The following is a 26,284-nucleotide window of genomic DNA, read 5'->3' as shown; positions in this document are numbered from 1 at the left end:
TCTTGCTTTCTGAAAAGTATGGTTGATAATTAACCACTTGAAACCATTGAGAGTTAGGCGAAGCGCCTATGGTAAGTAATCTTTCCTTTTAGGTGCAAAATTTTTTCTGTTTCAGAATAAGAAAAAACTTTGAATTCGTACTTTTGATGATTATGATTCGCGCCTTACTTGGTGTATTGCAACAGGTCTAATCAGTAGAGTTACTCTACGGACCAAGGTGGGAGAAAAACAGACGTTGAACGAACAAAATTCAGTAGGAAAGCCAGTTATTCGTCTTTCTGGCATTAGCAAAAGTTTTGATGGTAAGGAAATCATCAGTCGCTTAGATCTTGATGTAAACCACGGTGAATTCTTAACCATATTAGGTCCCTCTGGTTGTGGTAAAACAACCGTACTGAGAATGATTGCTGGTTTTGAGACGGCAGATGAAGGTCAGATTCTGCTGGATAGTCAAGATGTAACTTCAGTTCCTGCTGAACAAAGACACGTCAACACTGTCTTCCAAAGCTATGCGCTATTCCCACATATGACGGTGTTCGAAAACGTTGCGTTTGGTCTGCGTATGCAGAAAGTACCTACCGAAGAAATCGAACCTCGTGTTCTGGAAGCACTGAAGATGGTGCGACTGGAACAAATGGCCCAGCGTAAACCTCACCAGCTTTCTGGCGGTCAGCAACAACGTATCGCGATTGCGCGTGCTGTGGTCAACAAACCTAAAGTACTGCTACTGGATGAGTCTCTGTCTGCTCTGGATTACAAACTGCGTAAGCAGATGCAAATCGAGCTGAAACAGCTGCAACGCCAACTAGGCATTACCTTTATCTTCGTAACACACGATCAGGAAGAAGCCCTGTCGATGTCTGATCGCATCATTGTTATGCGCGACGGTGTGATCGAGCAAGATGGCTCTCCGCGTGAAATTTACGAAGATCCTAAAAACCTGTTTGTGGCTCGCTTTATCGGCGAAATCAACGTGTTCAACGCCGTCGCTCAAGAGCGTCTGGATGAGAAGCGCGTACGTGTCGATATTGATGGTGTAGACGCGATTGTTTACTACGACAACGCTGTTAACGCCGGTGAAAAGCTGCAAGTCCTCCTTCGTCCTGAAGACTTACGCATTGAAGAAATCAAAGAGTCTGAAACCAACGGTATCGTGGGTCACGTGACCGACCGTACTTACAAAGGTATGACTCTGGAATCGATTATCGAGCTGGAAGATTCTGGTATGCGCGTATTGGTCAGCGAATTCTTTAACGAAGATGATCCGGATGTGGATCACTCTATCGGCCAGAAAGTCGCTATCACTTGGGTTGAAAGCTGGGAGGTAGTCCTCAATGATGAGCAAAAAGCTTAGTCTTCAGAACGCGATTATTACCCTTATCGTCGGTTGGTTGGTGCTGTTCGTACTGCTTCCTAACCTGATGATTATCGGTACCAGTTTTCTGACTCGTGACGAAGCGAATCTGATTGATTTGACGTTCACGTTTGAAAACTACGCTCGCTTGCTGGATCCGCTGTACGCCAAAGTGATGATGCACTCGTTCTACATGGCCATTGTCGCGACGATTCTGTGTCTGATCATCGGTTACCCGTTTGCATATATCGTGGCGAAAATGCCGGTGAAATGGCGCCCTATCATGCTGTTTCTGGTGATTGTGCCGTTCTGGACTAACTCTCTGATCCGTACTTACGGTTTGAAGATTGTTCTGGGTACGCAAGGCATTCTTAACCAAGCTCTGATGGGCATGGGTCTGATCGATTCACCGCTGCGACTGATGTACACCGAAACGGCGGTTATGATCGGTCTGGTGTACATTCTGCTGCCGTTTATGATTCTGCCCCTCTACTCGGCAATCGAGAAGCTCGATGGCACTTACATCGAAGCCGCTCGTGACCTGGGTGCAAACAAGCTGCAAACGCTGACGAAAGTGATTCTGCCTCTGACGATGCCTGGCATCATCGGCGGTTGTCTGTTGGTTCTGCTTCCTGCTCTGGGGATGTTCTATATCGCTGACCTTCTGGGCGGTGCGAAGAACCTGCTGATTGGTAACGTGATTAAGAGCCAGGTTCTCAACGCTCGTGATTGGCCGTTTGGCGCAGCAACCAGTATTGCGCTGACGATTGCGATGGCAATCATGCTGTATGCGTACTACCGCGCAGGTAAACTATTGAACAAGAAAGTGGAGCTGGACTAATGGGAAAAGCAGTTAGATTTAGCTTTATGAGCTTGGTGTACTTGTTTTTGTACCTACCAATCATCGTGCTGATTGCCAACTCGTTCAACGACAACAAATTCGGCATTAAATGGGGTGGTTTCACGACCAAGTGGTATCACGCTCTGGTGGCGAACGACAGCCTGATGCAAGCGGCTTGGCACTCACTGAACGTTGCGGTCTTTTCGGCCACAGCAGCGACAATTATCGGCAGCCTGACGGCAGTTGCCCTGTTCCGTTACCAATTCAAAGGTAAGAACATGGTCAACGGCATGCTGTTTGTTGTGATGATGTCCCCAGATATTGTGATGGCAATTTCTCTGCTTGCGCTATTCTTAGTGTTGGGCGCAAAACTGGGCTTCTTTACCCTGCTGATTGCGCACATTACATTCTGTTTGCCATTCGTCGTGGTGTCGGTATACAGCCGCCTGAATGGTTTTGACGTGAAAATGTTAGAAGCTGCAAAAGACTTAGGCGCCAGTGAGTGGGTGATCTTGAAGAAAATCATTCTGCCATTGGCAAAACCGGCCGTCGCTGCGGGTTGGCTATTGAGTTTCACCTTGTCTCTGGATGACGTGATTATCAGCTCTTTTGTCACCGGCCCGACGTATGAAATCCTGCCGTTGAAGATTTATTCCATGGTTAAAGTGGGTATTTCACCTGAAGTCAACGCACTTGCTACAGTAATGTTAGTGGTTTCGTTAATACTTGTTATCACTTCACAGTTGTTAGCAAGGGAAAAAGTGAAGTAGAATCCACTTTCTAAAAAGGCACGAAACAGAATGACTTACGTCATTCTGTTTTTCTATCTAACGCCCCGTTGGGCAACGTTTGGTTTGGAGCTAACGTCAATGAAAAAATGGGCTACTCTATTAGCTGGTAGTGCATGTGCGCTTTCCCTGTTCTCTGGTACAGCAGCAGCGGAAGATAAAGAGCTGGTATTCATGAACTGGGGACCGTACATCAACAGCGGCATTCTGGAACAGTTTACGAAAGAAACAGGCATCAAAGTCATCTACTCGACTTACGAGTCGAATGAGACACTGTATGCCAAGCTAAAAACGCATAACGAAGGTTACGATCTGGTTGTTCCTTCAACCTACTTCGTCTCTAAGATGCGTGATGAAGGTATGCTTCAGAAAATTGATAAGTCTAAACTATCAAACTTCAAAAACTTGGATCCAAACTATCTGAACAAACCTTATGATCCAAACAACGACTACTCTATTCCTCACGTTGTGGCGATTACTGGTCTGGCGGTAAACACAGACATGTATGATCCAAACGATTTCCAAAGCTGGGGCGACCTGTGGAAACCGGAACTGGCTGGTCAACTGATGCTGATGGATGACACTCGCGAAGTGTTCCACATTGCGCTGCGCAAGCTGGGCTACTCAGGTAACACCACTGACGACAAACAGATCGACGAAGCATACGCCGAGCTACAAAAACTGATGCCAAACGTATTGGTATTCAACTCAGACAACCCAGCAGCACCTTACCTGTCAGGTGAAGTTGGTCTGGGTATGCTGTGGAACGGTTCTGCGGCAGCGGCCCAGAAAGAAGGTCTGCCACTGAAACTTGTTTTCCCTAAAGAAGGCGGTATCGGTTGGGTTGATAACTTTGCTATCGCATCAGGCGCGAAAAACATTGAAGCGGCACATAAGATGATCGACTTCCTGCTACGTCCTGAAATCGCAGAGCAAATCTCACGTGACACAGGCTACCTGACGGGTGTTAAAGCATCGAACGACAAGTTCAAAGATGTGGCACCACTGTTCCCATCTCAGGAAGATCTTGATCGCGTAGAATGGCAAGCAGCTGTTGGCGACAAAACAGTGAAATATGAAGACTACTTCATGAAGCTGAAAGCGGGTCAATAATTCCCTTAAAATGAATGAAATAGGCGGCATTAGCTGCCTATTTTTTTTTGAGCTGTTATACTCGTCCCCTTCTATAAACTCGCTCTTGCCTGATTAGGCTCTTGCACTAAATCATGGAAAAGTAATGAAAAGTAAACTGTATGCTGGCGCATTATGTGCTGCGACTCTATTCACTACCAATGCAATGGCTGAGGACCAAGAACTCTATTTCTACAACTGGTCTGAATATATTCCTAATGAAGTTTTGGAAGACTTCACCAAGGAAACCGGAATCAAAGTCATCTACTCCACCTACGAATCCAACGAGAGCATGTACGCGAAGTTGAAGACTCAAGGTTCGGGGTACGATCTGGTTGTACCGTCAACCTACTTCGTTTCAAAAATGCGCAAAGAAGGTATGTTGCGCGAAATCGACAAGTCAAAGTTGAGTCACTTTGCGGACCTGGATCCTAACTATTTAAATAAGCCTTTCGATCCGGATAACAAATACTCAATCCCTTATATCTGGGGCGCTACGGGTATCGGTATCAATACTGACATGCTCGACAAATCATCAGTGAAAAACTGGGGCGACCTGTGGGATGCCAAATGGGAAGGCCAACTGATGATGATGGATGACGCTCGTGAAGTGTTCCACATCGCACTGACTAAGCTGGGTTACTCCCCTAACACCACAGATCCGAAAGAGATTGAAGCTGCTTATCATGAGCTGAAGAAGCTGATGCCAAACGTGCTGGTGTTCAACTCAGATTTCCCTGCAAACCCATATCTGGCCGGTGAAGTGTCTCTGGGTATGCTGTGGAATGGTTCGGCTTACATGGCTCGTGAAGAAGGCGCGCCAATTGAAATCATCTGGCCTGAAAAAGGCACCATCTTCTGGATGGACAGCCTGGCGATTCCTGCTGGTGCGAAGAACGTTGAAGCTGCGCATAAGATGATCGACTTCCTGCTGCGTCCTGAGAATGCGGCGAAAATTGCACTAGAGATTGGCTACCCGACTCCGGTTAAAACCGCTTATAAGCTGCTGCCAGCTGAGTTTGCCAACGATCCTAACGTCTTCCCTCCCCAGTCGGTGATGGACAGTGGCGTTTGGCAAGACGAAGTGGGTGAAGCGGCGGCGCTTTACGAAGAATACTTCCAGAAACTCAAAGTGAACAACAACTAAAAAAAGCGGCCATTGGCCGCTTTTTTCTTATTTAGCTCAAGCTTATGCGTGCTTGAACGACGGCTTTTGCAACGCCAGTATCTCTTCCACTAATTGCGGAACCTCGACACTCGCTTTACCGTAGCGTTTCTCGGCAAACTCGCTCTCAACCGCACTGGGTTCGAGGTTGATTTCAATCGTATGCGCGCCATGCATTTTGGCATCGTGCACAAAACCTGCCGCCGGATAGACGACCCCGGAGGTGCCGATTGAAATAAACAGGTCGGCTTCTTCCAGCGCAGCATAGATATCGCCCATACGCAGCGGCATTTCACCAAACCAGACAATATGTGGGCGCAGCTGAGAGGGAATCTGACAGCAATGACACAGTTCCCCCGTCAGCAGATCCTCTTTGTGCTCAATAACCTGATTAGAAACGCTACAGCGTGCTTTAAGCAGTTCTCCATGCATATGAATAACATTGTGGCTTCCGCCTCGCTCATGCAGGTTATCGATGTTCTGAGTAATGATGGTGACGTTGCCGTCGAGTTCTTGTTCCAGCTTACCGAGTGCGATGTGCGCAGCATTTGGTCGAATGCTCTCGGATTGCAGTTTACGACGACGCTGATTGTAGAAGTCTTGCACCAGATCAGGGTCTCTTTCAAACCCTTCCGGAGTGGCGACATCTTCGATTCGGTGATTTTCCCAAAGTCCGTCCTGGGCACGGAAAGTCTGAATACCGGATTCTGCTGAGATGCCCGCGCCAGTCAGGATGACAACATTGCGATACGGAAAATTCATACAACATCCTTTTGTTTTGCTTTTCGGCTAGCTTAGCACCGATGCCCGGACATCCCTAGTTTTGGGGGTTAGACCATAGTATAAATTTAAACAGTGAAACTAACTTCTGTGACCTCAAAAACAAAAGAGCAGGCACATGGCCCGCTCTTTCATTGCAGAATGTGGCCGATTACTCTTCGTTAACCGATGAAATTTTATGAATGGCCAAATCCGCTCCGTTGAATTCGTCTTCTTCGGACAGGCGTAAACCAGACACTTTATCCAGTGTGCCGTAAACGATAAATGCACCGACGACTGCAACTGCAATCCCCATTAGCGTGCCTATTACCTGAACGGTGAAGCTGACGCCTCCCAGACCACCCAAAGCCGATTGGCCGAAGATGCCAGCGGCGATGCCGCCCCAGGCTCCGCACACGCCATGTAGCGGCCATACACCCAATACGTCATCAATTTTGGTTTTATTCTGTAACTGAGTAAACAGCCAGACAAACAATGCGCCAGCGACAACGCCAGTGACCAGCGCGCCCAGTGGGTGCATCAGATCGGAGCCAGCACACACAGCGACTAAACCAGCAAGCGGACCGTTGTGGATAAAGCCCGGGTCGTTTTTACCCACGACCAGTGCGGCCAGAATACCACCAACCATCGCCATCAATGAGTTCATTGCCACCAAGCCACTGATACCATTCAGTGTTTGCGCAGACATGACGTTAAAGCCGAACCAACCCACACACAGGATCCAAGCACCTAACGCCAGAAACGGAATGTTGGACGGCGCAAAGTTGGTGTGTTTGCCCGCACGAATACGGCCTTTACGCATGCCGAGAAAGATAACCGCGATCAGCGCAATCCAGCCGCCAACGCCATGAACCACCACAGAGCCGGCAAAATCATGGAAACCCATACCAAATGTGGTTTCAAACCAGGCTTGAATACCAAAGTTACCGTTCCAGATGATGCCTTCGAAGAATGGGTAGACCAAACCAACGGTAAAAAATGTGGCCATCAAGATTGGGTAAAAACGGGCGCGCTCAGCAATACCGCCCGATACGATGGCGGGAATGGCTGCGGCAAACGTCAGCAAAAAGAAGAATTTAACCAGCTCGTAGCCGTTGCCTTGCGACAACGTGGCGGCATCAGAAAAGAAGTTGGCGCCATACGCTATCCAGTAACCAATAAAGAAGTACGCGATGGTAGAGACGCCGAAGTCGGCGAGAATTTTAACCAACGCGTTGACTTGGTTCTTCTTTCGTACGGTTCCCACTTCCAGAAATGCAAATCCCGCGTGCATCAAAAACACCATAATGGCGCCAAGCAGCAAAAATAAGGTATCTGAACTTTGGGTCAGGGTTTGAACGGCACCTTGTACCTGACTTACGGTTTCACTCATTCTCGTTATACTCCATTGCAAAGTGGTGCACTAATCCTGTGCCACTTGTTTAAAAGTTCACCAAATTGGTGAGAAAGTTATAATTTTTCTCTCATGGAGCAAGATGTGTTCCAATTATTAATAAGAGTATGAACAAGACACTATTTTTATTTAAATTAATGATAAATAAGACTTTAGTTGAGGTTGGTAATCGAGAATGATTCGTTGTTGAGTCAAGTGAGGGCGCTTTGTTGCACTAGTATGGAGCAAAAGCACAATATTGATGCGCACAGAGATGTGGCAAAAAAACACCCGGTATTAAACCGGGTGCGTAATCAGAGATTGGGACCTTTGGATGGTTTGTGAGGAATGTCGTTTTTTAACTGACTCATCCCCTGCAGCATTCGTCCTATCCAGATTGCGATGGCAAACAATGCGATGAACGCACCGATATACGGAATAGCATAACCCACGGTACTTAACCAGGAATGAGCATACCAGTAACGGTTCACCCCGATGATCAACCCATTTGAGGTCGCGACCGTGACGAGCAACACCACGAAAAACGTCAGAAACAGAAAGAAGCTGCGAATCAGTCCGTAATAGTGAGAATTCGCCACCTCCCCATCTTCGTTCTTGTCCAGACGATAGCCTGCGTAAATAATCCCGATAACTCCGGACAGCAAACAGGTGAACGGGGTCAGCAGGCTCGCAATATACACAAACCACAACGCACTATTTTGACTAGCGGGTTTCATGCTTTGGCTCTCCTGTAGCGACTTTCGGTACCTTGGTTTCTGCGGTTTCAGCCGCTTCAATCTGGCCTTGCTGCTTCATCTCTTCGTACCAAAGATCGTGATGCTCTTTGGCCCAGGTTTCATCAACTTTACCCGTCACCATGCCTTCCAGCGCGCCTTCCATACCGAACAAACCGATGTAGATGTGGAAGATAAAGCCACAGATCAGGATCAACGCTGACACCATGTGCGTCAGATTCGACAGCTCCATATCTCGGCGAGTCTGGCCGAAAATTGGGAAATCGAGCACCAAACCGCTGAAAGCGGCAAAGGTTCCAAAGAAGATCAGAAGCCAGTAGATGGCCTTTTCACCGCCATTGGAGAATCCGGCCGAAGGATGACTGCCTTTATGTTTGCCCGCCATGCCGCCCAGCTTCATAAACCACTGGAGATCCACTTTATTGAACAGCGATTTACGCCACCACTTGAGCAGAATAAACAGCAGCAGAACGAAGAAAATCGGGCCCATATAGTTGTGATACTGCTTGGCGGCATACACGATAAAGCCCCACAGTTCTGTCGGTACATACGGCTTAAGGAAATGTTTGCCATAAACCAGCATCAAACCACTAAACGCCAGGGTCAAAAAGGTAAACGCCATGCTCCAGTGCAGCGCACGATCCAGGCGCGACCAGCGTTTGAGCTTGCGGCCGGTTCGTGGCTTGCTCAGCATTAAGGGGCCAAGCAGCACGTACGCCAGAATCACCATGGCAATGCTGCCAAAAATGGCGACTGCACCGGCTGGAGACATCCATTTCTCTTTCAGGATGAACCAGGTTTCACCGGGTTTACTGATCAAAACACCGTGTTCAGGAGATTGAGAAGTCGTATACCCCTCTTCTCCTTGGCGAACCTGACGCCAGTAATCAGCCCCGGCCAGTTGGGTTATTTCTCTTTGCACCACGTCCGGTTTGCTTTTCTCTTCGGCAAACGAAGGTTGAACAGCAAAGCACATCAGTGCTGCCAATAGCGGCAGCACATAACGAGTGGCGCGCATCAATCTGTGTCGCATCACCACTTAGCTCCTTGTTGCGTCGTAAGAGAGATCTTCACCGTCTGTCCAACCTGCACCTTTCGCACCGCGCTCCACGACGCGTTGACGGAAGATGTCAGACACTTTTTCGGCATCACCTGCCATCAGTGCTTTGGTTGAGCACAAAGAGGCACACATGGGCAACTTGCCTTCAGCAATACGGTTGGCGCCATATTTCTTACGCTCTTCCTCAGAACCGGGCTCAGTTTCGGGACCGCCAGCGCAGAAGGTACATTTGTCCATCTTGCCGCGTTCACCGAATGCCGATTGTTTCGGAAACTGTGGCGCGCCAAACGGACACGCAAACAGGCAGTAACCACAACCGATACACAGATCTTTGTTGTGCAGCACGATCCCGTCTTCGGTATGCACAAAACAGTCCGCTGGACACACCGCCATACATGGCGCATCCGTACAGTGCATACACGCCACGGAAATCGAGTTTTCGCCCGGCTCGCCATCGTTCAGGGTGACAACGCGGCGGCGCTGAATGCCCCACTCTAATGCATCGTCGTTTTCGTTCTTACATGCGGTGACACAACCGTTACACTCGATACAGCGTTTGGTGTCACATAGGAATTTCATTCTGGCCATAATTGCGCTCCTTACGCCTTACGAATGTTACACAGGGTGACTTTGGTTTCCTGCATTTGAGTGGTTGGATCGTAACCGTAGGTGGTCGCAATGTTCGCTGAATCACCGACAACGTAAGGTTGAGTACCTTCTGGGTATTTGCTGCGTAAATCTTCGCCCTGATAAATACCGCCGAAGTGGAATGGAATGAACGCCATGCCCGGTTTCACGCGGCGTGTGACCATGGCTTTCACATGGATGCGGCCTTTTTCTGCGCCTTCCACCCACACGTACTCGCCATCTTTAAAGCCGAGATCGTTGGCATCTTTCGGGTTCACTTCCACAAACATCTCTTGTTGAAGCTCGGCCAGCCAAGGGTTTGAACGGGTTTCTTCACCGCCACCTTCGTATTCCACTAAACGGCCGGACGTCAGAATGATGGGGTACTCTTTCGAGACGTCTTTATCCTGAATCGATTTGTACAGGGTTGGTAAACGATAAATCGACTCGGCATCATCCCACGTTGGGTAATCAGCAATCAGGTCGCGACGCGGCGTATAGAGCGGTTCGCGGTGCAGAGGCACGCGGTCAGGGAACGTCCAGACAATCGCACGGGCTTTGGCGTTACCAAACGGAATACAGCCGTGTTTGATCGCCACACGTTGAATACCGCCGGAAAGGTCGGTTTTCCAGTTCTTACCTTCGGCTTCCGCTTTCTCTTCTGGTGTCAGATCGTCCCACCATCCCAAATGTTTCAGCATCTTATCGCTGAATTCCGGATAGCCGTCTTCAATCTCACTGCCTTTCGAGAAACTGTCTTCCGCCAGCAGGCTCTTACCTTCGAACTCCACCCCGTAGCGCGCACGGAAAGTACCACCGCCATCGGCAACGGTTTTGGACGTGTCGTACAGAATGTGTGTGCCCGGGTGTTTCATTTCTGGCGTGCCCCAACATGGCCAAGGTAAGCCGTAGGTTTCACCGTGCACCGGTCCGCCTTCCGCAGCTAACGTGGTTTTATGGAATGTGTGCCAGTTTTGTTGGTGCGCTTTGAGACGCTCAGGGCTCTGACCGGTATAACCGACTGTCCACATGCCGCGGTTGAATTCGCGAGTGACGTCTTCAATTACCGGTTGATTGTTCTCAACCTGAATGTGTTTGAATACTTGATCGGCGATACCGAGTTTTTTCGACATCAGGTACATGATTTCGTGGTCTGGCTTAGAGTCGAACAGCGGTTGAATGACCTGATCACGCCACTGAATCGAGCGGTTGGACGCCGTCACACTGCCGTAGGTTTCGAATTGTGTGGTAGCCGGCAGCAGATACACGCCGTCGGTACGATCGTTCATGACCGCAGCGACGGTGGGATACGGGTCCACGATGACCATCATATCCAGCTTTTCCATCGCCTTTTTCATTTCAACACCGCGGGTCTGCGAGTTCACCGCATGGCCCCAATAGAACATCGCGCGAATGTTGTCGCGTTGCTCGATGTTCTCTTTGTTTTCCAGCACGCCATCAATCCAGCGAGAAACCGGAATGCCCATATTATTCATTGGTTTCTGACCGCGATATTCGTTTTGATCAAAACGATCTTTCAGCCAGGCAAAGTCAATATCCCAAACGCGGCACCAGTGTTTCCACGCACCATCTGCCAGTCCGTAGTAGCCAGGCAGCGTATGCGATAGCACGCCAAGGTCTGTTGCGCCCTGCACGTTATCGTGGCCACGGAAAATGTTTGCGCCGCCACCCGACTTACCCAAGTTACCCAGTGCCAGCTCCAGCACACAGTACGCACGGGTATTGTTGTTACCCGTGGTGTGCTGGGTTCCGCCCATACACCACACTACGCAACCCGGACGGTTTTCAGACAGAATTTTCGCGGTCTGGTAGACCTCTTCTTCTGAAATGCCCGTGACGCGCTCAACTTCTTTAGGGTTCCATTTCTCGACTTCAGCACGAATCTCATCCATGCCAAATACGCGCTGACGGATGAACTCTTTGTCTTCCCATTTATTGTTGAAAACGTGCCACAGAATGCCCCAGATAAAGGCCACATCCGTACCTGGACGCAGAGCGACAAAATAGTCCGCTTTTGCTGCAGTGCGAGTGCGACGAGGATCCGCAACCACGATCTTACAACTGTTCTTCTCTTTCGCGATCAGGATGTGCTGCATCGCTACCGGGTGCGCTTCAGCGGGGTTGGAACCGATAAACAGAATCGACTTACAATTGTGCATGTCGTTAAACGAGTTGGTCATTGCGCCATAACCCCAGGTGTTAGCAACACCTGCTACCGTGGTGGAGTGACAGATACGCGCCTGGTGGTCGACGTTGTTGGTGCCCCAAATCGACGCCATTTTGCGGAACAGATACGCTTGCTCGTTGCTGTGTTTGGCACTGCCCAGCCAGTAGACCGAATCCGGGCCGGACTCTTCGCGAATCCGCATCACTTCATCACCGATTTCATTGATGGCTTGATCCCAAGAGATCTTTTTCCATTTGCCACCTTCCAATTTCATCGGATATTTGAGGCGGCGTTCACCGTGGCCGTGTTCGCGCAGCGCAGCGCCTTTTGCACAGTGGCCGCCGGCATTAAACGGATGATCGAAAGCAGGCTCCTGGCCGGTCCATACGCCATTTTGAACCTCGGCGTAAATGCCACAGCCCACAGAACAGTGTGAACAAATGGTACGTTTGACTTCGGTTTTTGCGCTGCGATCGACTTCATTCGCTTGCGCTTTCTTAATCATGCCTGGCGCAAATAGTGCAGCGCCAACCGCAGCACCGCCAGCGGCCAAAGAGGTATTTTTCATGAATGCACGGCGGCTGATGCCCAGCTGATTCTGTTCCTTGCTCGTGCTGTCTGAACGTTTGGTTAATCTCATCGCTGCGCTCCTATAGCGTTTCGTAGTAATCACGAATGTGCTGAGTTTCGTGATACCCTTTTTTCAGAGTGTTTTTAGTTTCGACAGGACTCTCGCTCGCGACAGCTTGCTGAGAAACACCAGCGACAACGGCACCTGCAACAGCAGCGGTTCCCAGACCTTTGAGCAGTTCACGTCTGCTTTCGTTAATCGGTTTTTCTTTTTTCATCATTGCTTCCTTTTCCCGTTCCCGCTTTCCAATACGGAGTGGTCAACATGGATTGGTTCGTCTGCTTTGTTGTATTCATTGTTGAGCTTTGTCGGTGAGGTTTTTCACCTCAATCCGGTGTGTATTTCGGCGGCTCGGTGGTGCTTGCGTCAGGGCGATATTCTCCAGTGAGAGAAAGGCCTGAAGCAGCTGAGCCACAGACAGATAAAACCGGGCGTGCTGAGCGTGTTGAATCTGATCCACCAGCTTTTCAAACCACGGTGAAATGTGGCGATTAAAGAACGCCTGTTGCGCGTTGTCGTCGCCCTCGCACAGATACGCCATGGTTTCACACAATGCCGCCATGTGATCTTCGGGTTCTTTCACCGACTCATCGCGCTCGAGCCCGAGTTCATTTAAATGGAAGCGGATTTCTGCCAGCGGCTTTTCCATCAGCGAACCGGTCAGGTGCCACGACGCAAAAGGTACAACCTCGCCACGGCCGATGCCGATAAACAGCTCTTGGTACTCCTGTTCCAGTTCATCACGCTCAACGGTTTGAGCAGCAGCACTCAGTGCGCGCCATGCATCTGCCATCGGTGTGCCATTGTTCTCGTTCTCTAACTGGCTGAGGAAGTCCACCAGCGAAGGCGATGGAGCATCGCGCAGCAGCGTAGCCAGCAACAGATAGATATCGGATCGCATCGATGCGGTAGTTTCATTCAACGAATCGTGTTCCATCTCGTGCTCCTCAGTAGCGCAGTTGTTTTTCTGGATCGCTCGCCATCGACTCAAACACATCGACAACACGGCAGTCCTCGCACATCGCAATGCGATCGAGTGACGCCTGATCAGAGAAATGTGAGTGACCGCGTAACTTATTTTGTAGCATGGTGATCATTGATTGCGGCGCAAAAGGTTTATGGCAACGCAGGCATTTTGCTGGTTCTTCCTGATGCAAAGTCACCACCGATTGGCGCTGAGCGGCGTTCCAATTGAGTTGTTGAACCGCCGTTAACGCTTTCTCTGGGCATGCTTTCACGCACAAACCGCATTGCACGCAGTCTTGTTCAATGAACTTGAGTGAGGGGGAATCGCCTTCGTGATGCAGTGCTCGGGTTGGACACACCGCGACACAGCTCATGCACAAGGTGCAATCGGTAGTCGAACACTCAATCGCACCATAAGGTGCAGTGGCCGCCAGTGGTTGCGCGCCAGGTTCTGTGCCACGCGCCGTCGCCAGCGCATCAAGCGCGACATATAAACGGTCGCGTTTTTTGCCTTCCAGCTCTCCCAAATTCAGGCCAAGTGGCTCATCGCACAGTGTCGGCGCCGCTTCGCGTAGTGATTCGAGATAAAGAATGTCGATGGTTTCTTTACGGATACCGAGATGGGCCAGAAAACTCTGCGCCATACTCACTTCCTGATTGAGAATGCGCAGAATGGTTGGCGGCATGTGTCGACTGGCGGCAAACAGTACCTGAGTTGCGCCATTCACCAGTGCAGCAAACCAGGTATCGATACCGACCGAAGGCAGCTCTTCGACCGTCACTGGAATGACTTTTTCAGGCAGTACTCGCAGCGCCATCAGGTTGTATTGTTCGTGACGTGAGCTACAGATCAGCACTATCGGCTTTTCGCCGCCAGCCTGATGATAGTTATTCAGCAAACGCTCAATGAATTTCTGCGTATCAGTCGGGTTTGGCAGCGCGTAGCGAATTGCTTCTGTCGGACAGGAGGTCGCACAGGTACCGACGCCCTGACATAGATAGGGGTTGATTTGAATGCGATGACCGGTCTTTTCTGACCCTTCACTGGACAAAGCGCCCGCCGGACACGCATCGACACAACGTTCACAGCCTTTTACGCCGCGCGATGAGTGCGCGCACAAATCGGTATCAAGACGGAAATATTTTGGTTTATCAAATGTCCCCATCAGTTCCGGTATTTCTTCCAGCGCATCGGAGAGTTTTGGAAAGCCGCGACCGACTGGGAAATAGCCCGGAACAGGCACTTCTTCGCTCATCACGCCGTTGAGCGACATATCCAGCACGATATCAAAGCAGTCGTGATCAATAGCCGCGTTGGCGAGATTGATATTCAGGCCATGATTCTCAACGATGACTTTAAACGCACCTAAAAAGCCGCTGATTTCAACGGTATCCGCGAAGTAAAGTTTGTCATGAGTACCCTGCTCGCCATCAATTGACAGCAGAGTGACTGAGGCCATTTGGGACAATTGCAGCGCCGTGCGCTCGATAAGACTGGTAGGACCGAGAATCAAAGTATGCCCGCCGCTTTCATAGCTGACGGTTGGCGGAATCAAATTAGTCAGTTCGACGGTGTTCTCAATAGCAAACCACCGCGCACTTCCATTCGGTGAAGTCGCTTGTTGCAGAAATTGTTTTAACATTGCTCGTTTCCATTATCTGAGCGAATCTCGAGTGTTCGCTCTTTTTTGATGAAAATAGCAATTAGCGTTCCAACCTGAATTAACCATGAAATACAGTTGGTTAGCATAAATAATCGTCACCAGATTGGGACAAAAAAGAAAGGTGAGACAATTTGTCTCACCTTGTTGGCGTTTCGTTAGGTCAAAATGTACCTATTTTTCATGTGGTAATTTTTGTCTCAGGGATATCCGTATCGGAATCTGGGTTCTGGGCAAGTTCTGCCTCAGCGGTTTGTTCAGATTCATTTGACGTTGCGTCGATGTGGACACTTTCACCTTCGTGTTTCTCGTCCGCGTCGGCAGTTTGCATACGATCATCGGCTTTGTTCATCCAATCTCGTAACCCTTGAGCCACTTCAGCGCTGAGCGATTTCACTGCGGTGTAGTCATGGTCGTAATCGTTGAGTCGATCGACTTCACTGAACTCGCCACTCAAAAACAGTTTACGCAGCGCCGCTTTTTTTACCTGCTGAGTCGCTTCTGAAGCCAGTAGCACGGCAATCGAAGGCTCTTTGGCGTTTTGGGCAGTTTCGTCAGTGCTACTGGTATAGGCTTCTGTGAGTTCAACGTCTTCGGTATGCTCCGAATCGGTTTCGACGCTCGTAGTGGGCTCTTCAACTAACGCTGATTCCTCTTGCGGTTCCAGCTTACGCTTAGACCAACGAGATAAAAACGAATCACTGGCCACTGGCTCTCCCCGCGCCTTTGCGCTTTTTACGTTTTACTTCGAGTAATTCCCCATTGCGGCCGATAAAGGCTTCCATCCAGGCTTGCACTGGCAGAGGCATCTCATTAGACAGCACCAAATAGTCACCATCCATATACTGACCGGCCACACTCTGCGACGCGGTCAGGCAGATGATCTTTGGCTGGGTGTCCTCTTCCGGGTTTTCTAACACCAGAAACAGTTTGGGTTGCTGAGAGCTCAAGTTAAAGCGGTAGTCGGTGCGCTCATCGCGAAACAATTCCAACACGGCGGGAAATTGCGCATCCTTCGCTTGCAATTGAAATCCTTTCAGCTGCCATTGTGTGGTGACCCACATTCCCGTCGTGATTTCATGTGCCACCAGATCGCAGCCCATGGGCCAGGTAGTTTCGGTTTTTTCCGTGTCCAGTAAGGAAGTTTGTGTTTCTGACATGGGGATACCTAATTCGTTCTTTTCTTATGCTGACTGACGAAAAGCCGTTCACGATCATCATCAGACATGTTAGTGCGGTTTGTATCTGATTTAGCAATTATTGAGCCATCAGACAGTTATCGTGATGCAGGCAATAAATTTTGTGTATTAACGATTAGATCGTTTTTGCTTTTTTCGCTAGTGTTGAAGACAGATTTGGAACAATCCTTGCTGCTTGCGTTTCCCTAGCAATAAGCAATGACATCATGTGAAAAACGACAGGAAATGGCTGTGACCAAACTTTCGATTATTAAAACCAGCGAAAACCCACTGCAGACAATGGACGTAGAGGTTTATGACGAATACGGCGAAAAACTGGTGAAGTCTATCGCCTGTGAACGCCCTCTTACGGTGTTATTGAATTGGAAAGAGATTGTCACGCTCATGACGCTGGGCTCCAGGCCTGAAGCGCTGGTGCTGGGGTATCTGAAGAACCAGAGCTTTATCTCCGACCCGCAAGCGCTTGACTCGGTGATCATCGACTGGGAAACGAATTCAGCGGCTGTGGTGACCAAAGAAAACATTGATCATCTCGAACCTGCACTGAAGAAAAAGACAGTGACGTCTGGTTGCGGTCAGGGAACCATGTACGGCAACGTGATGAAACAGCTGGAAAACTACCAGGTTCCTCAGCGACCGATTAAACAATCACAGATTTATACGGCGCTGGAAGCGCTGACTCATTACAACGATACCTATAAAAAAGCAGGTGCTGTACATGGGTGTGCAGTGTGTCAGGGCGATCAGGTACTTTCGTTTGTTGAGGACGTTGGCCGCCACAACGCGGTGGATACCTTAGCGGGTGAAATGTGGCTGAACGGCATGAGCGGCGAAGATAAGATTTTCTACACCACCGGACGCTTAACGTCTGAAATGGTGATTAAAGTCGCGCAGATGGGCATTCCGGTATTGTTGTCTCGTTCGGGAGTGACACAAATGGGGCTCGAATTGGCGCACCGCTTTGGCATTATTACGATTGCCAGAGCTAAGGGATTGCGTTTTCAGGTGTACAGCGGCGCAGACAAGGTCGAATTTGATGTCAAAGGCCATCTTGCTGAACCTGATGCGTGACATTGTCACCTAGCGCTTAGTCCCGCCTAGTGTAAATACTGCCTGCCTATGGAGTCGCGATCCCAATCTTGAGTCGCGACTTTTTTTGTCTTTCAGCTACACTAAATTCTGATAATCAATAAGTTAACTAAGTGAAAACGTCTATGCGGGCAGTGTCGAAATTCTTACTTTTGTTGTGTTGGTGCGTGGCTTTTCCAGCGCTGGCCGAATGGGAATATGATCAGGTTGATTTGATTCCAAAAGCGTCTGAACGCGTATTGCAGCTGGAAAACGAAGTCAGCGCCCTACCTGAACCTCTATTTATGTCTCGTTCGGATCAGCAGAAAGTGAATACCCTGCTGCATCAAGCTATTAGCGCGCAGCAAGATACTGTGGACCAATTTCAAACCTATCTGGCCAATTATCGTCACCAGAGCGATGAACTGAACTGGTTCAATCTTCAGCAAACTTACCTCTCTCTGGCCAGCCTCTCCCGCTCCAAGCAACACCTGCTCAGCCTGACCGATGGTTTTACGCGCGACCAATACACTGGCTTTGGTCCGGACGGCGTAAAGCAGTTTCAGGTTGAGTGGAAACAGATGCAGCTCAATCTGGAATATCTGATGCTGTTTCAGATTCGCAGTTTCGAATCGATGCTCGGCGATTTACTGATTTCACCCGTGCCGTTTATTTGGTCGGTCTGCAAGGTGCTGCTGATTTACTTCTTGTTGATTGGCTGGCTCAGGAACAGCAAACATCTCATCGATCTGTTTTGGCAGAGTTATCTGAAGGACAAACAGTCGCCGTCGCTGTTGGCGCGTGTAATTTGGTATATCAGCAGTGCGAACAAAGCGATTGCGTGGTTGATTGCGATTACGCTGTCCCTGCAGGTACTCAGTGCCATCAAGAGTTTGCAGCATTTGGTGTATCTGGAGATCTTTATTTGGTGGATTTGGGGTGGCGCCATTGCGGTAAGCCTTATCCTTGAATTTACCTACCGCTCCAGCCACACCTCCAACAAGGCATTGATAGCACTGCGTTTGAGCACGATTCGGCGTATTGTCTGGACGGTGATCATCACGGGTGTGGTGTTGCAGCTTTCCATGCGCACCTTGGGTAAAGGCACCATCTATACGTGGATTCTGACGACCATGTACCTGTGGTTCCTGCTGATGATCATTTCGGTGCTCAGTTTGTGGCGTGAACGGATTTTTGCCGTGGTAGAGAAAACGCCGGACAAGCCTTTGTGGGTTATGTGGGCCATGGGTAAAAAGAATACCCTTCTGCTGCGTATTCCTGCGACGCTGGTTGCCATGGTGTGGCTGACCCTCAACGGTATTGAACGCCGCTTGATCGCAGCGCTGTCCAATTACACGTTCTTCAGTCAGGCGCTTGCTTACCTGTTTCGTATAGAAGCCGCCAAACAAACCACCAACATTGCGGCCGATCAGAACTATGTGCGTGTGCGGGGTGATGAGACATTTGAGTATATTCTGCCTGGGTCGTTCGACAGTGTGTTGGTCGACTACGCGAGTGAAGAGATGAAGCAGCTCTCCCGTTATCTGCTGACGGACAGTCCGGCGATTTGCGTGGTGACAGGCGAACGCGGGGTTGGTACGACGACACTGCTGTATAAGATTCTCAACAAAGTGAAGAACGCAGAGCCGCTTTATCTCAGCTGTCCTTATTCTGGTTATAACGAACTGCTTTCGCTGTTGGCGCTCAGCCTGGGGATGGATGAAGATGCCACTGAGGTGCAGATCCTCGCTTACTTACGCAAAAGTGAACAGACCTATCTGATTGCTGTCGATAACGCCCAGCGTTTAGTCAAACCTATGGTTGGCGGGCTGAGTAGCCTGATGCGTTTGACCAACTTGTTACGGCGTTCGAAAAAGAATCACCGCGTGGTCATGGCGCTTGAAAAGTCGAGCTGGCGTTTTGTGGATCGCGCGCGTGGCGAACGGCTGCTGTTTGACTGGGTGACTGTTCTTCCGCGCTGGAGCGAAAAACAGCTTGCCGAATTGCTTGATAGCCGCATTAACCCTGATGTCGAGCATCCCGTCTCATTTGACGGACTGGTGGTGCCCAAACAATGGGGTCAGGAAGAAAGTAGTGACGAAGAACGCGCGAAGCAAGGTTTCTATCGCATATTGTGGCACTACTCGGATGGCAACCCGACGGTGGCGCTGCGTTTTTTCCGTCGTTCACTCAATCGCAACAAAGAAACTCAGCAAGTGGTCGTGCGCCTGTTCCATACGCCGGAATCGCAGGAGCTGGAAAAAATGCCCAAACCGATGCTGGCCGTCCTGCGCTCGATTGTTCAGCTTGAGATAGCTTCTCCGGAAGAGTTGTCGGAGTGTACTCAGCTGACGGTCCCCGAAGTGATTGGCATCATGCGCTATTTTGAAAGCCGCGGTTACATTGAATGGGCGGAAGACAAAACTCGTGTCTCTGACCACTGGTATCGCACCATAACCAACGTTCTTGATCGTCAACATCTGCTGGTGAAGTAATGAAAAGACTCAATCACATCGTACCTATCCACGGGTTGTTAGCGCTTCTGGCGTTTACGGCTTTTCCTGTTTTCGCGGCGGAGGATCTGGCGAATCTGGAAGACTTTCAACAGTTCGCCAGCCTCATCCGCTGGAGCGGCGTGTTTTTTTCGGTTCTGATCATCGCGGCGACCTGGTTGCTGTTGAAATTCATGAGTTCACTGGTAAAGACCATCGGCGGCCAGTTTGTGCAGTACCGAATGGTGTTGCAGAAGTTTCATTCGTTCCTGCAGTTCTTCATCTACATGAGTGCCGGGATTGTGGTGTTCATGTTGAGCTTTCGCATGAATGACCACATTCTCGCGCTGATTGGCGGTACGCTGGCCGTCTCTGTCGGTTTTGCACTGAAAGACCTGGCGGCCTCCTTCATCGCTGGGATGACGGTGATGATTGACCGCCCGTTTCAGGTCGGTGACCGCGTCACGTTTGAAGGAAATTATGGCGATATTATCGCGATTGGTCTGCGCTCCGTGCGTATGCGCACTCTCACCGACGACATCATTACCATTCCGAACAACAAATTTCTCAATGAAGTGACCATCAGTGGCAACTACGGTGCGCTCGATATGCAGGTGGTGATCCCGTTTTATGTCGGTATGGACGAAGACATTGTGCTAGCGCGCGACCTGATTCAGGAAGCCGCCTCTTCAAGCCGTTATATCCACCTGCCCAAACCAGTGACGGTATTGGTGAAACAGACCATTACCGATAACTATCTTGCGGTACAGCTCACGTGTAAGGCGTATGTGGTGGATACCGCCTACGAGAAACTGTTTGAAACGGACATTACTCTGCGCGTCATGAAAGAGTTTAAAAAGCACGGCATTAAGCCGCCAAAGATTGCTGTACAAACACACTAAGTGAAAAAACGCCTCCAGTCGGAGGCGTTTTTCTTGCAGGTTAAGAGGCTTTGGTAATCAATAAATGGGCATCGGCCTTGCTTGGCAGATACACGCTGAAGGTACTGCCTTTGCCCACTTCCGACTGAACACGAATCTCTCCGCCCGTCTGACTGAGTAAACTTTGTGAGACGGACAAACCGAGCCCGGTGCCTTCGCGCTTGGTGGTATAAAACGGGTCAAACACTCGCTTGAGGTGTTCCGGCTTAATGCCACACCCTTCATCTTCTATGTGGACGATGGCACCCAGCACTTCGCCATGTTCGCACCAATCTTCGCTGCGAATGGTCAGTTTGCCTTTGCCGTTCATGGCGTGGATAGCGTTCATCTGTAAATTGACCAGAATCTGCAATAACTGATGGCGGTTCACTTCCACCGAGCTTTGCGCATGCAGGTCGGTGACAAATTCCACATCACGCTTTTTCGAACCGGTTTTGACCAGCGTGATGCTTTCATCGATGATCGGATTGACGTGCTGCCAAGTAATTTCATCCTGTACGCCACCGTGGCGGCTGTATTGCAGCAGACTGCGGGTAATATTGCGAATCCGGTCTATCTGCAACATGATGGCGTCGATTTCCTCTTCGACCCGTTTGGCGTCATCACCCAGCTCAAAGCGGATCAATTCCGTATTACCCAGAATCACCGCGGTCGGGTTGTTGATCTCGTGTGCGATACCTGCGGTCAGTTCGCCCAATGCGGCGAGCTTTTCATGCACAATCAGTTTGTCGCGAGTTTGGTTCAGTAACTGAATGTGGTGTTCCAACTGTTCGGTTTTCTCTTGCAGGCTTGCCGTGCGATCGAGAATTTTTTCCTCCAGATCGTGGGCGGCACGCTGAATTTCTTCATTCCGCTGCTGCAGAAGATCGAGCATGTTGTCGAACTGTTTGGCAAGCTGTGCCAGCTCATGACGCTCATCCAAGCCAATGGCGCCGATGCGCTGATTTTTACCCAGTTGAACCAGCTTTACCACGCGATGGATACGCTCTATGGGCCGGAACAGATCGCGTGAGCCACGATAGACAAACACGCCCGAAGCGAGCAGCAATAGCAGCGTCGCTACGCCGATTTCGACAATATTGGTCAAATAGGTTTTCACAAATGGCCACAGCAGGTAGCCGGTATACAGCATGCCGACAACGTTATCGTACTGGTCACGAATCGGCTGGTACGCGGTGATATACCAGGCATCATACACATACGCTTTATCGACCCACTCTTTGCCCTGATTCAGCACGGCGTCGCGCACTTCGTTCGATACGCGCGTACCAATCGCCCGGCCTGCGCGCTCATCACTATTTAACGGCACATTGGTACTGACGCGCAGATTATCGAGAAAGATCGTCAAAGTGCCGATAGGACGCAAATTATCTTGTTTGGTGGGATAAATCAGATCGCGGATCTGATCCACCAGTGTGCTGCTGTTGTTAAGCAACAAGCCGCCATCAAGAAAACCGATGATGTCGTTATATTGGTTCAGTACCGGAATGACTGTGCGGCTGACCAAGCCGCGCGTCTCGGTGCGATCGGCGTTAACCCGTTCGATTTCCGCGCGCTTAGCCAGTTGAGGATCGAGTTGTGCCAGCTCGCTTTGCGATAGCACATCAAAAAACGATTCACGTTTGGTTAAATCCAGATAACGAAACTTCTGCTCCAGCGTATCGACTCGCTCAAAGGTGAGAAAATCGAGATCGTAGCGCTGCTTCTGCTGATTCACCCATTGGTTGAGATCCGGCTCCTCACCAGCGTGCATTATGCGGGTACGAAACTCGTAAGAGTCGCCGAACGCTTTGACGTAACTGGCTTGCTTTTGTTGCAGTAACGTCATGCTGTTGTGCGCCACACCTAAGCGTTCAGACACATCGACCAGTGCACTTTGCCATGTGTAGTGAATCGACCAGTAGATAGAAATGGCGATCAACGCAATCAGCGTAAAGCCAATTGGCACTGAAGTGAGGATCAGCAGACGATAGCGCACCATGGTTTTGACCCGATGTCGCCACTTCTGCCACAGTGGAATCTTAGCCAAGATTGTCTTGCTCATCGCCATCCCACTCTTTGAATTTGCGCTCTAAAGTTTTGCGTGCAACACCTAAGTCACGTGCAGCCGCCGATTTGTTGCCTTCGTAGAAGTCCACAATCTGCATGATATGTGCTTTCTCTACCTCTTTGAGTGTCCAGTGGTTGGGATAACCCGTACCTGAAGTTTCCACCACAATATCGCTGTGGGTCATCTTATCATTTAATTTTGGTGACGTTGTCACCTCAATCGCGACAGGATAGCCGTGTAACTCACGCCAGTAGTGGGCTGGTGGTTTGCCGAGCAGAATGCAGCGTTCTATGAGGTTCTTCAGCTCACGAATATTGCCCGGCCAGTCGTAATCGTGCATGGCGGACACATCTTCATGTGCCCATTTTGGTACTGGCATACTCAGCTCGGCGCACAGCTTCTTGGTAAAAAACGGCACCAAATCTTTGAGATCGGCTTTGCGTTCGCGTAGTGGACTGACATCGATTTTGAGGACATTAAGACGGTAGAACAGATCGCCGCGAAAACGCCCCTGCTCGACTTCTTGCTGTAGGTTGCGGTTGGTCGCCGCTACCACACGTACATCAATATTGATCTCTTTTTCGGACCCGACCGGACGAATGGCGCGCTGTTCCAGCACACGCAACAATGCGGACTGCATGGCCAGCGGCATTTCACCGATTTCATCAAGAAACAGCGTGCCGCCATTGGCGACGCGAAACAGACCTTCTCGACTTTTCTTGGCACCGGTAAATGCGCCTGACGTGTGGCCAAACAGCTCACTTTCCAGGAGTTCCGGAGCAATGGCACCGCAGTTAACGGGCACAAAAGGCCCCTGACGGTCGCTGGCTTCGTGAATCGCGCGAGCCACCAGTTCCTTACCCGTCCCCGACTCCCCTTCAACTAAAACGGAGGCTCTTGACGGCGCGAACTGCAGGATCAACTGCTTGAGCTGCTCAGTTTTGTGCGAATGGCCCATGATCTGGGTGGCGCAGTGGCGTTGATAGTCTCGTTGCAATGCGTACTGCATACGCTCGTTAAGACGCTTGTCCATACAGCGTTTTACCGCTTGCAGCATCTGCTCAAGATTAAACGGCTTGAGAATGAAATCCGAAGCGCCGAGTTTCAGCGCGCTGATGGCGGTTTCCAAATCGGCGTAACCGGTCATGAAAATAACGTCTGCGCGGCGGTCTTCGTCACTGAAGGCCTCTTCCCATTCGATGCCGGAGCGCCCCGGCAGGTTGATATCAAGAATGATCAAGTCGTAATGATGTTCAATACGCAGCGCTTCAGCTTCTTCAATGCTGCCGCTGCAGTCGACTTTGGAAAACCATTTACCCAGCGCTTTTTTTAGAATGGCTTGCATGCCGGGTTCGTCATCGACCACGAGCACAGAAAAAGCCTGGTATTGGAGAGATGATTGCGAGTCAAATGATTGAGACATAATGGATTCAAATTTCCTGTTGGGACATAACGACGCAATTAACCTTACTCTCGATAAGAGTAAATTGGGACATTTTGTCCTAGCTTATGTGCACTGACACTTATTTTAGTCAGGATCTGTGGAATATCCTTTGTTTTTCGGCGGGAAATTGCGCTATTAGTTTTGGCATTCAGATTGCAATAAGCCTCGCTTTGTTCGTGACTTTTTGGTCACGAATCAATGCATTCGTAATCAATCTCATCAAAAAATGGAAATTAGAATGAATAAAGTGACTTTCAGCCTCGCTGCTACTTCTTTGCTTCTCGTCAGTTATTCCGCTACCAGTGCCGATGATGTTCATCGCATTCGTCTGGCCACCACAACCAGCACTTATCACTCTGGCCTTCTTGATTACCTACTGCCTAAGTTTGAACAAGATTCCGGTTACAAAGTCGACGTCATTGCTGCTGGTACGGGCAAAGCGCTGAAGATGGGCGAAAACGGCGATGTGGATTTAGTGATGACACACGCGCCGAAAGCGGAAGCGACTTTTGTTGACCAGGGCTTTGGTGTCATGCCGCGTAAACTGATGTACAACGACTTCGTGGTTGTTGGGCCGGAGAGCGATCCTGCGCACGTCGCTGAGCAGAAAGACGTCGCGGGCGTGTTTAAACAGATCGCAACCAGTGGCGTAACTTTCATCTCTCGTGGCGATGATTCCGGTACGCACAAAAAAGAGCTGGGTATCTGGGCACAAAACAAAATTGAACCGAACTTCGGTGGCTACCGCTCTGTCGGTCAAGGCATGGGACCAACGCTGAACATGGCGTCTGAGATGCAAGCATATACGCTGACCGATCGTGGCACTTGGCTGGCGTACACCAACAAGCTGGATCTGAAGATTCTGTTCCAGGGCGACAAAGCATTGTTTAACCCATACCAAGTGATTCTGGTGAACCCTGAACGTTACCCAACCATCAACTATCAAGGCGCGAAAGTCTTCAGTGACTGGTTGGTAGCCGATAAAGGCCAGAAGCTGATTAACGATTTCAAACTCAATGGACAGCAGCTGTTTGTTGCCAACGCGCACGAGTAACCGCGGTTCATGAGCTTATGGCAAACCACATTGGAGGCACTCACCTTACTGGTGAGCTTTGACTCTGAGCTATGGGAGATCGTTGCGGTCTCCTTTAGTGTTTCTCTGGCGGCGATCGGTTTAGTGATCGTCCCGTCTGTATTGCTGGCTTTTGTGTTCGCGTATACCAATTTTCGGGGCAAATGGTTCCTGCTTTCCCTGATCAACACTCTGCAAGCTGTTCCAACGGTGGTGATTGGCTTGTTGCTCTATATGCTGCTGTCTCGGGCGGGTCCGCTTGGCGATTGGCAAATGCTGTTCACTCAAAAAGCGATGATCTTCGGTCAGATGCTGATCTGTTTTCCTATTTTGGTGTCAATGATGCACGGCGCGTTGCAATCGAGCGATCGCCGCTCGGTCGAAACGGCCATGACGCTGGGGGTGTCGGTTCCGCGGATTGCTGCAACCATGGTGTGGGAAACCCGCTTTCCACTCTGTGCCGCGACCATTGCAGGCTTTTCTCGTATTGTGACTGAAGTCGGCTGTTCAATGATGGTGGGCGGCAACATTATGGGCCTGACCCGCAACATCCCAACCGCGATTGCGATGGAAAGTCACAAAGGCGCTTTTGCGCAAGGTGTTGCACTGGGAATGGTGCTACTCTCATTAGCACTGGCTCTCAACTTTTTGCTTACCAGTATGCGTGGCAAAGGCTATCTACGTACATAAGGATGTCGA

23 protein-coding genes are annotated in these 26,284 nt (G+C 49.9%); 10 read left to right on the top strand and 13 right to left on the bottom strand.

Annotation, left to right across the window (positions count from 1 at the left end; genetic code table 11):
* The first annotated feature begins 217 nt into the window (after window positions 1–217).
* From potA to DYA43_RS07055, 5 genes are all read left to right on the top strand, one after another.
* Window positions 218–1,354: a spermidine/putrescine ABC transporter ATP-binding protein PotA gene (potA, locus tag DYA43_RS07075; RefSeq protein ID WP_020331064.1), complete on the top strand. Its 1,137-nt coding sequence runs from the start codon at window positions 218–220 to the stop codon at window positions 1,352–1,354.
* The gene (potB, locus tag DYA43_RS07070) at window positions 1,338–2,195 is read left to right on the top strand and encodes a spermidine/putrescine ABC transporter permease PotB (RefSeq protein WP_024374473.1); all 858 of its coding nucleotides are present in this window, start codon (window positions 1,338–1,340) and stop codon (window positions 2,193–2,195) included. The genes potA and potB overlap by 17 nt, the downstream gene beginning before the upstream one ends.
* Window positions 2,195–2,965, top strand: a complete 771-nt coding sequence (gene potC / locus DYA43_RS07065) for a spermidine/putrescine ABC transporter permease PotC (RefSeq protein WP_020331062.1) — start codon at window positions 2,195–2,197, stop codon at window positions 2,963–2,965. The genes potB and potC overlap by 1 nt, the downstream gene beginning before the upstream one ends.
* A gap of 99 nt (window positions 2,966–3,064) precedes the next feature.
* Window positions 3,065–4,096 carry an extracellular solute-binding protein gene (locus DYA43_RS07060; protein ID WP_024374474.1) on the top strand — a complete coding sequence of 344 codons (1,032 nt, stop codon included), beginning with the start codon at window positions 3,065–3,067 and terminating at the stop codon, window positions 4,094–4,096.
* A 124-nt stretch (window positions 4,097–4,220) separates the two neighbouring features.
* Window positions 4,221–5,261 carry an extracellular solute-binding protein gene (locus DYA43_RS07055; RefSeq protein WP_020432330.1) on the top strand — a complete coding sequence of 347 codons (1,041 nt, stop codon included), beginning with the start codon at window positions 4,221–4,223 and terminating at the stop codon, window positions 5,259–5,261.
* 42 nt (window positions 5,262–5,303) lie between these two features.
* Here DYA43_RS07055 and cobB read toward each other — a convergent pair whose 3' ends face one another.
* The 11 genes from cobB to DYA43_RS07000 all read right to left on the bottom strand — a co-directional run bounded on the left by cobB (window position 5,304) and on the right by DYA43_RS07000 (window position 16,479).
* Window positions 5,304–6,041, bottom strand: a complete 738-nt coding sequence (cobB, locus tag DYA43_RS07050; RefSeq protein ID WP_024374475.1) for a Sir2 family NAD+-dependent deacetylase — start codon at window positions 6,039–6,041, stop codon at window positions 5,304–5,306.
* A gap of 169 nt (window positions 6,042–6,210) precedes the next feature.
* A complete protein-coding gene (locus DYA43_RS07045) occupies window positions 6,211–7,431 on the bottom strand; it encodes an ammonium transporter (RefSeq protein WP_020431034.1) in 1,221 nt (406 codons plus the stop codon).
* 314 nt (window positions 7,432–7,745) lie between these two features.
* Window positions 7,746–8,168 carry a hypothetical protein gene (locus DYA43_RS07040; RefSeq protein WP_061056514.1) on the bottom strand — a complete coding sequence of 141 codons (423 nt, stop codon included), beginning with the start codon at window positions 8,166–8,168 and terminating at the stop codon, window positions 7,746–7,748.
* Window positions 8,155–9,219: a formate dehydrogenase subunit gamma gene (locus DYA43_RS07035; protein WP_061057217.1), complete on the bottom strand. Its 1,065-nt coding sequence runs from the start codon at window positions 9,217–9,219 to the stop codon at window positions 8,155–8,157. The genes DYA43_RS07040 and DYA43_RS07035 overlap by 14 nt, the downstream gene beginning before the upstream one ends.
* Window positions 9,220–9,225: 6 nt before the next feature.
* Window positions 9,226–9,834 (bottom strand): formate dehydrogenase FDH3 subunit beta, encoded by a 609-nt coding sequence (gene fdh3B, locus DYA43_RS07030; protein WP_004725926.1) that lies wholly within the window; start codon window positions 9,832–9,834, stop codon window positions 9,226–9,228.
* 11 nt (window positions 9,835–9,845) lie between these two features.
* A complete protein-coding gene (locus DYA43_RS07025; protein ID WP_020331055.1) occupies window positions 9,846–12,701 on the bottom strand; it encodes a formate dehydrogenase subunit alpha in 2,856 nt (951 codons plus the stop codon).
* A 10-nt stretch (window positions 12,702–12,711) separates the two neighbouring features.
* Complete coding sequence (locus DYA43_RS07020; RefSeq protein WP_032081416.1) at window positions 12,712–12,909, bottom strand: twin-arginine translocation signal domain-containing protein; 198 nt, start codon at window positions 12,907–12,909, stop codon at window positions 12,712–12,714.
* Between the two features lie 75 nt (window positions 12,910–12,984).
* The gene (locus DYA43_RS07015) at window positions 12,985–13,629 is read right to left on the bottom strand and encodes a TorD/DmsD family molecular chaperone (RefSeq protein WP_020331053.1); all 645 of its coding nucleotides are present in this window, start codon (window positions 13,627–13,629) and stop codon (window positions 12,985–12,987) included.
* A 10-nt stretch (window positions 13,630–13,639) separates the two neighbouring features.
* Window positions 13,640–15,301, bottom strand: a complete 1,662-nt coding sequence (locus DYA43_RS07010; RefSeq protein WP_061056513.1) for a 4Fe-4S binding protein — start codon at window positions 15,299–15,301, stop codon at window positions 13,640–13,642.
* 199 nt (window positions 15,302–15,500) lie between these two features.
* Window positions 15,501–16,028 carry a DUF3306 domain-containing protein gene (locus tag DYA43_RS07005; RefSeq protein WP_061056512.1) on the bottom strand — a complete coding sequence of 176 codons (528 nt, stop codon included), beginning with the start codon at window positions 16,026–16,028 and terminating at the stop codon, window positions 15,501–15,503.
* Window positions 16,018–16,479 (bottom strand): DUF3305 domain-containing protein, encoded by a 462-nt coding sequence (locus tag DYA43_RS07000; protein WP_061056511.1) that lies wholly within the window; start codon window positions 16,477–16,479, stop codon window positions 16,018–16,020. Before DYA43_RS07000 ends, DYA43_RS07005 begins: the two co-directional genes overlap by 11 nt.
* Before the next feature lie 270 nt (window positions 16,480–16,749).
* On the opposite strand from DYA43_RS07000, the gene DYA43_RS06995 reads away from it, so the two are divergent.
* The 3 genes from DYA43_RS06995 to DYA43_RS06985 all read left to right on the top strand — a co-directional run bounded on the left by DYA43_RS06995 (window position 16,750) and on the right by DYA43_RS06985 (window position 20,980).
* Window positions 16,750–17,589 (top strand): formate dehydrogenase accessory sulfurtransferase FdhD, encoded by an 840-nt coding sequence (locus DYA43_RS06995; protein WP_020331049.1) that lies wholly within the window; start codon window positions 16,750–16,752, stop codon window positions 17,587–17,589.
* A 143-nt stretch (window positions 17,590–17,732) separates the two neighbouring features.
* A complete protein-coding gene (locus DYA43_RS06990) occupies window positions 17,733–20,081 on the top strand; it encodes an AAA family ATPase (protein ID WP_061056510.1) in 2,349 nt (782 codons plus the stop codon).
* Window positions 20,081–20,980: a mechanosensitive ion channel family protein gene (locus tag DYA43_RS06985; protein WP_061056509.1), complete on the top strand. Its 900-nt coding sequence runs from the start codon at window positions 20,081–20,083 to the stop codon at window positions 20,978–20,980. The genes DYA43_RS06990 and DYA43_RS06985 overlap by 1 nt, the downstream gene beginning before the upstream one ends.
* A gap of 40 nt (window positions 20,981–21,020) precedes the next feature.
* On the opposite strand, the gene DYA43_RS06980 is transcribed toward DYA43_RS06985, so the two are convergent.
* Both DYA43_RS06980 and DYA43_RS06975 read right to left on the bottom strand, forming a co-directional pair.
* Window positions 21,021–23,063: a sensor histidine kinase gene (locus tag DYA43_RS06980; RefSeq protein ID WP_104408507.1), complete on the bottom strand. Its 2,043-nt coding sequence runs from the start codon at window positions 23,061–23,063 to the stop codon at window positions 21,021–21,023.
* Window positions 23,041–24,492, bottom strand: coding sequence for a sigma-54-dependent transcriptional regulator (locus tag DYA43_RS06975; RefSeq protein ID WP_047456836.1), 1,452 nt, complete (start codon window positions 24,490–24,492; stop codon window positions 23,041–23,043). Before DYA43_RS06975 ends, DYA43_RS06980 begins: the two co-directional genes overlap by 23 nt.
* Window positions 24,493–24,751: 259 nt before the next feature.
* Between DYA43_RS06975 and DYA43_RS06970 the strand changes: the two genes are divergently transcribed.
* Together DYA43_RS06970 and DYA43_RS06965 are read left to right on the top strand one after the other, a co-directional pair.
* Window positions 24,752–25,567, top strand: coding sequence for an ABC transporter substrate-binding protein (locus DYA43_RS06970; protein ID WP_055452508.1), 816 nt, complete (start codon window positions 24,752–24,754; stop codon window positions 25,565–25,567).
* 9 nt (window positions 25,568–25,576) lie between these two features.
* Window positions 25,577–26,275: an ABC transporter permease gene (locus tag DYA43_RS06965; RefSeq protein WP_020331043.1), complete on the top strand. Its 699-nt coding sequence runs from the start codon at window positions 25,577–25,579 to the stop codon at window positions 26,273–26,275.
* Window positions 26,276–26,284: the final 9 nt, after the last annotated feature.

This window comes from Vibrio fluvialis (genome assembly GCF_900460245.1).
Classification (GTDB): Bacteria; Pseudomonadota; Gammaproteobacteria; order Enterobacterales; family Vibrionaceae; genus Vibrio; species Vibrio fluvialis.
The sequence above is the reverse complement of the archived record's forward strand: the minus strand, read 5'-3'. Positions and strand labels throughout refer to the sequence as shown.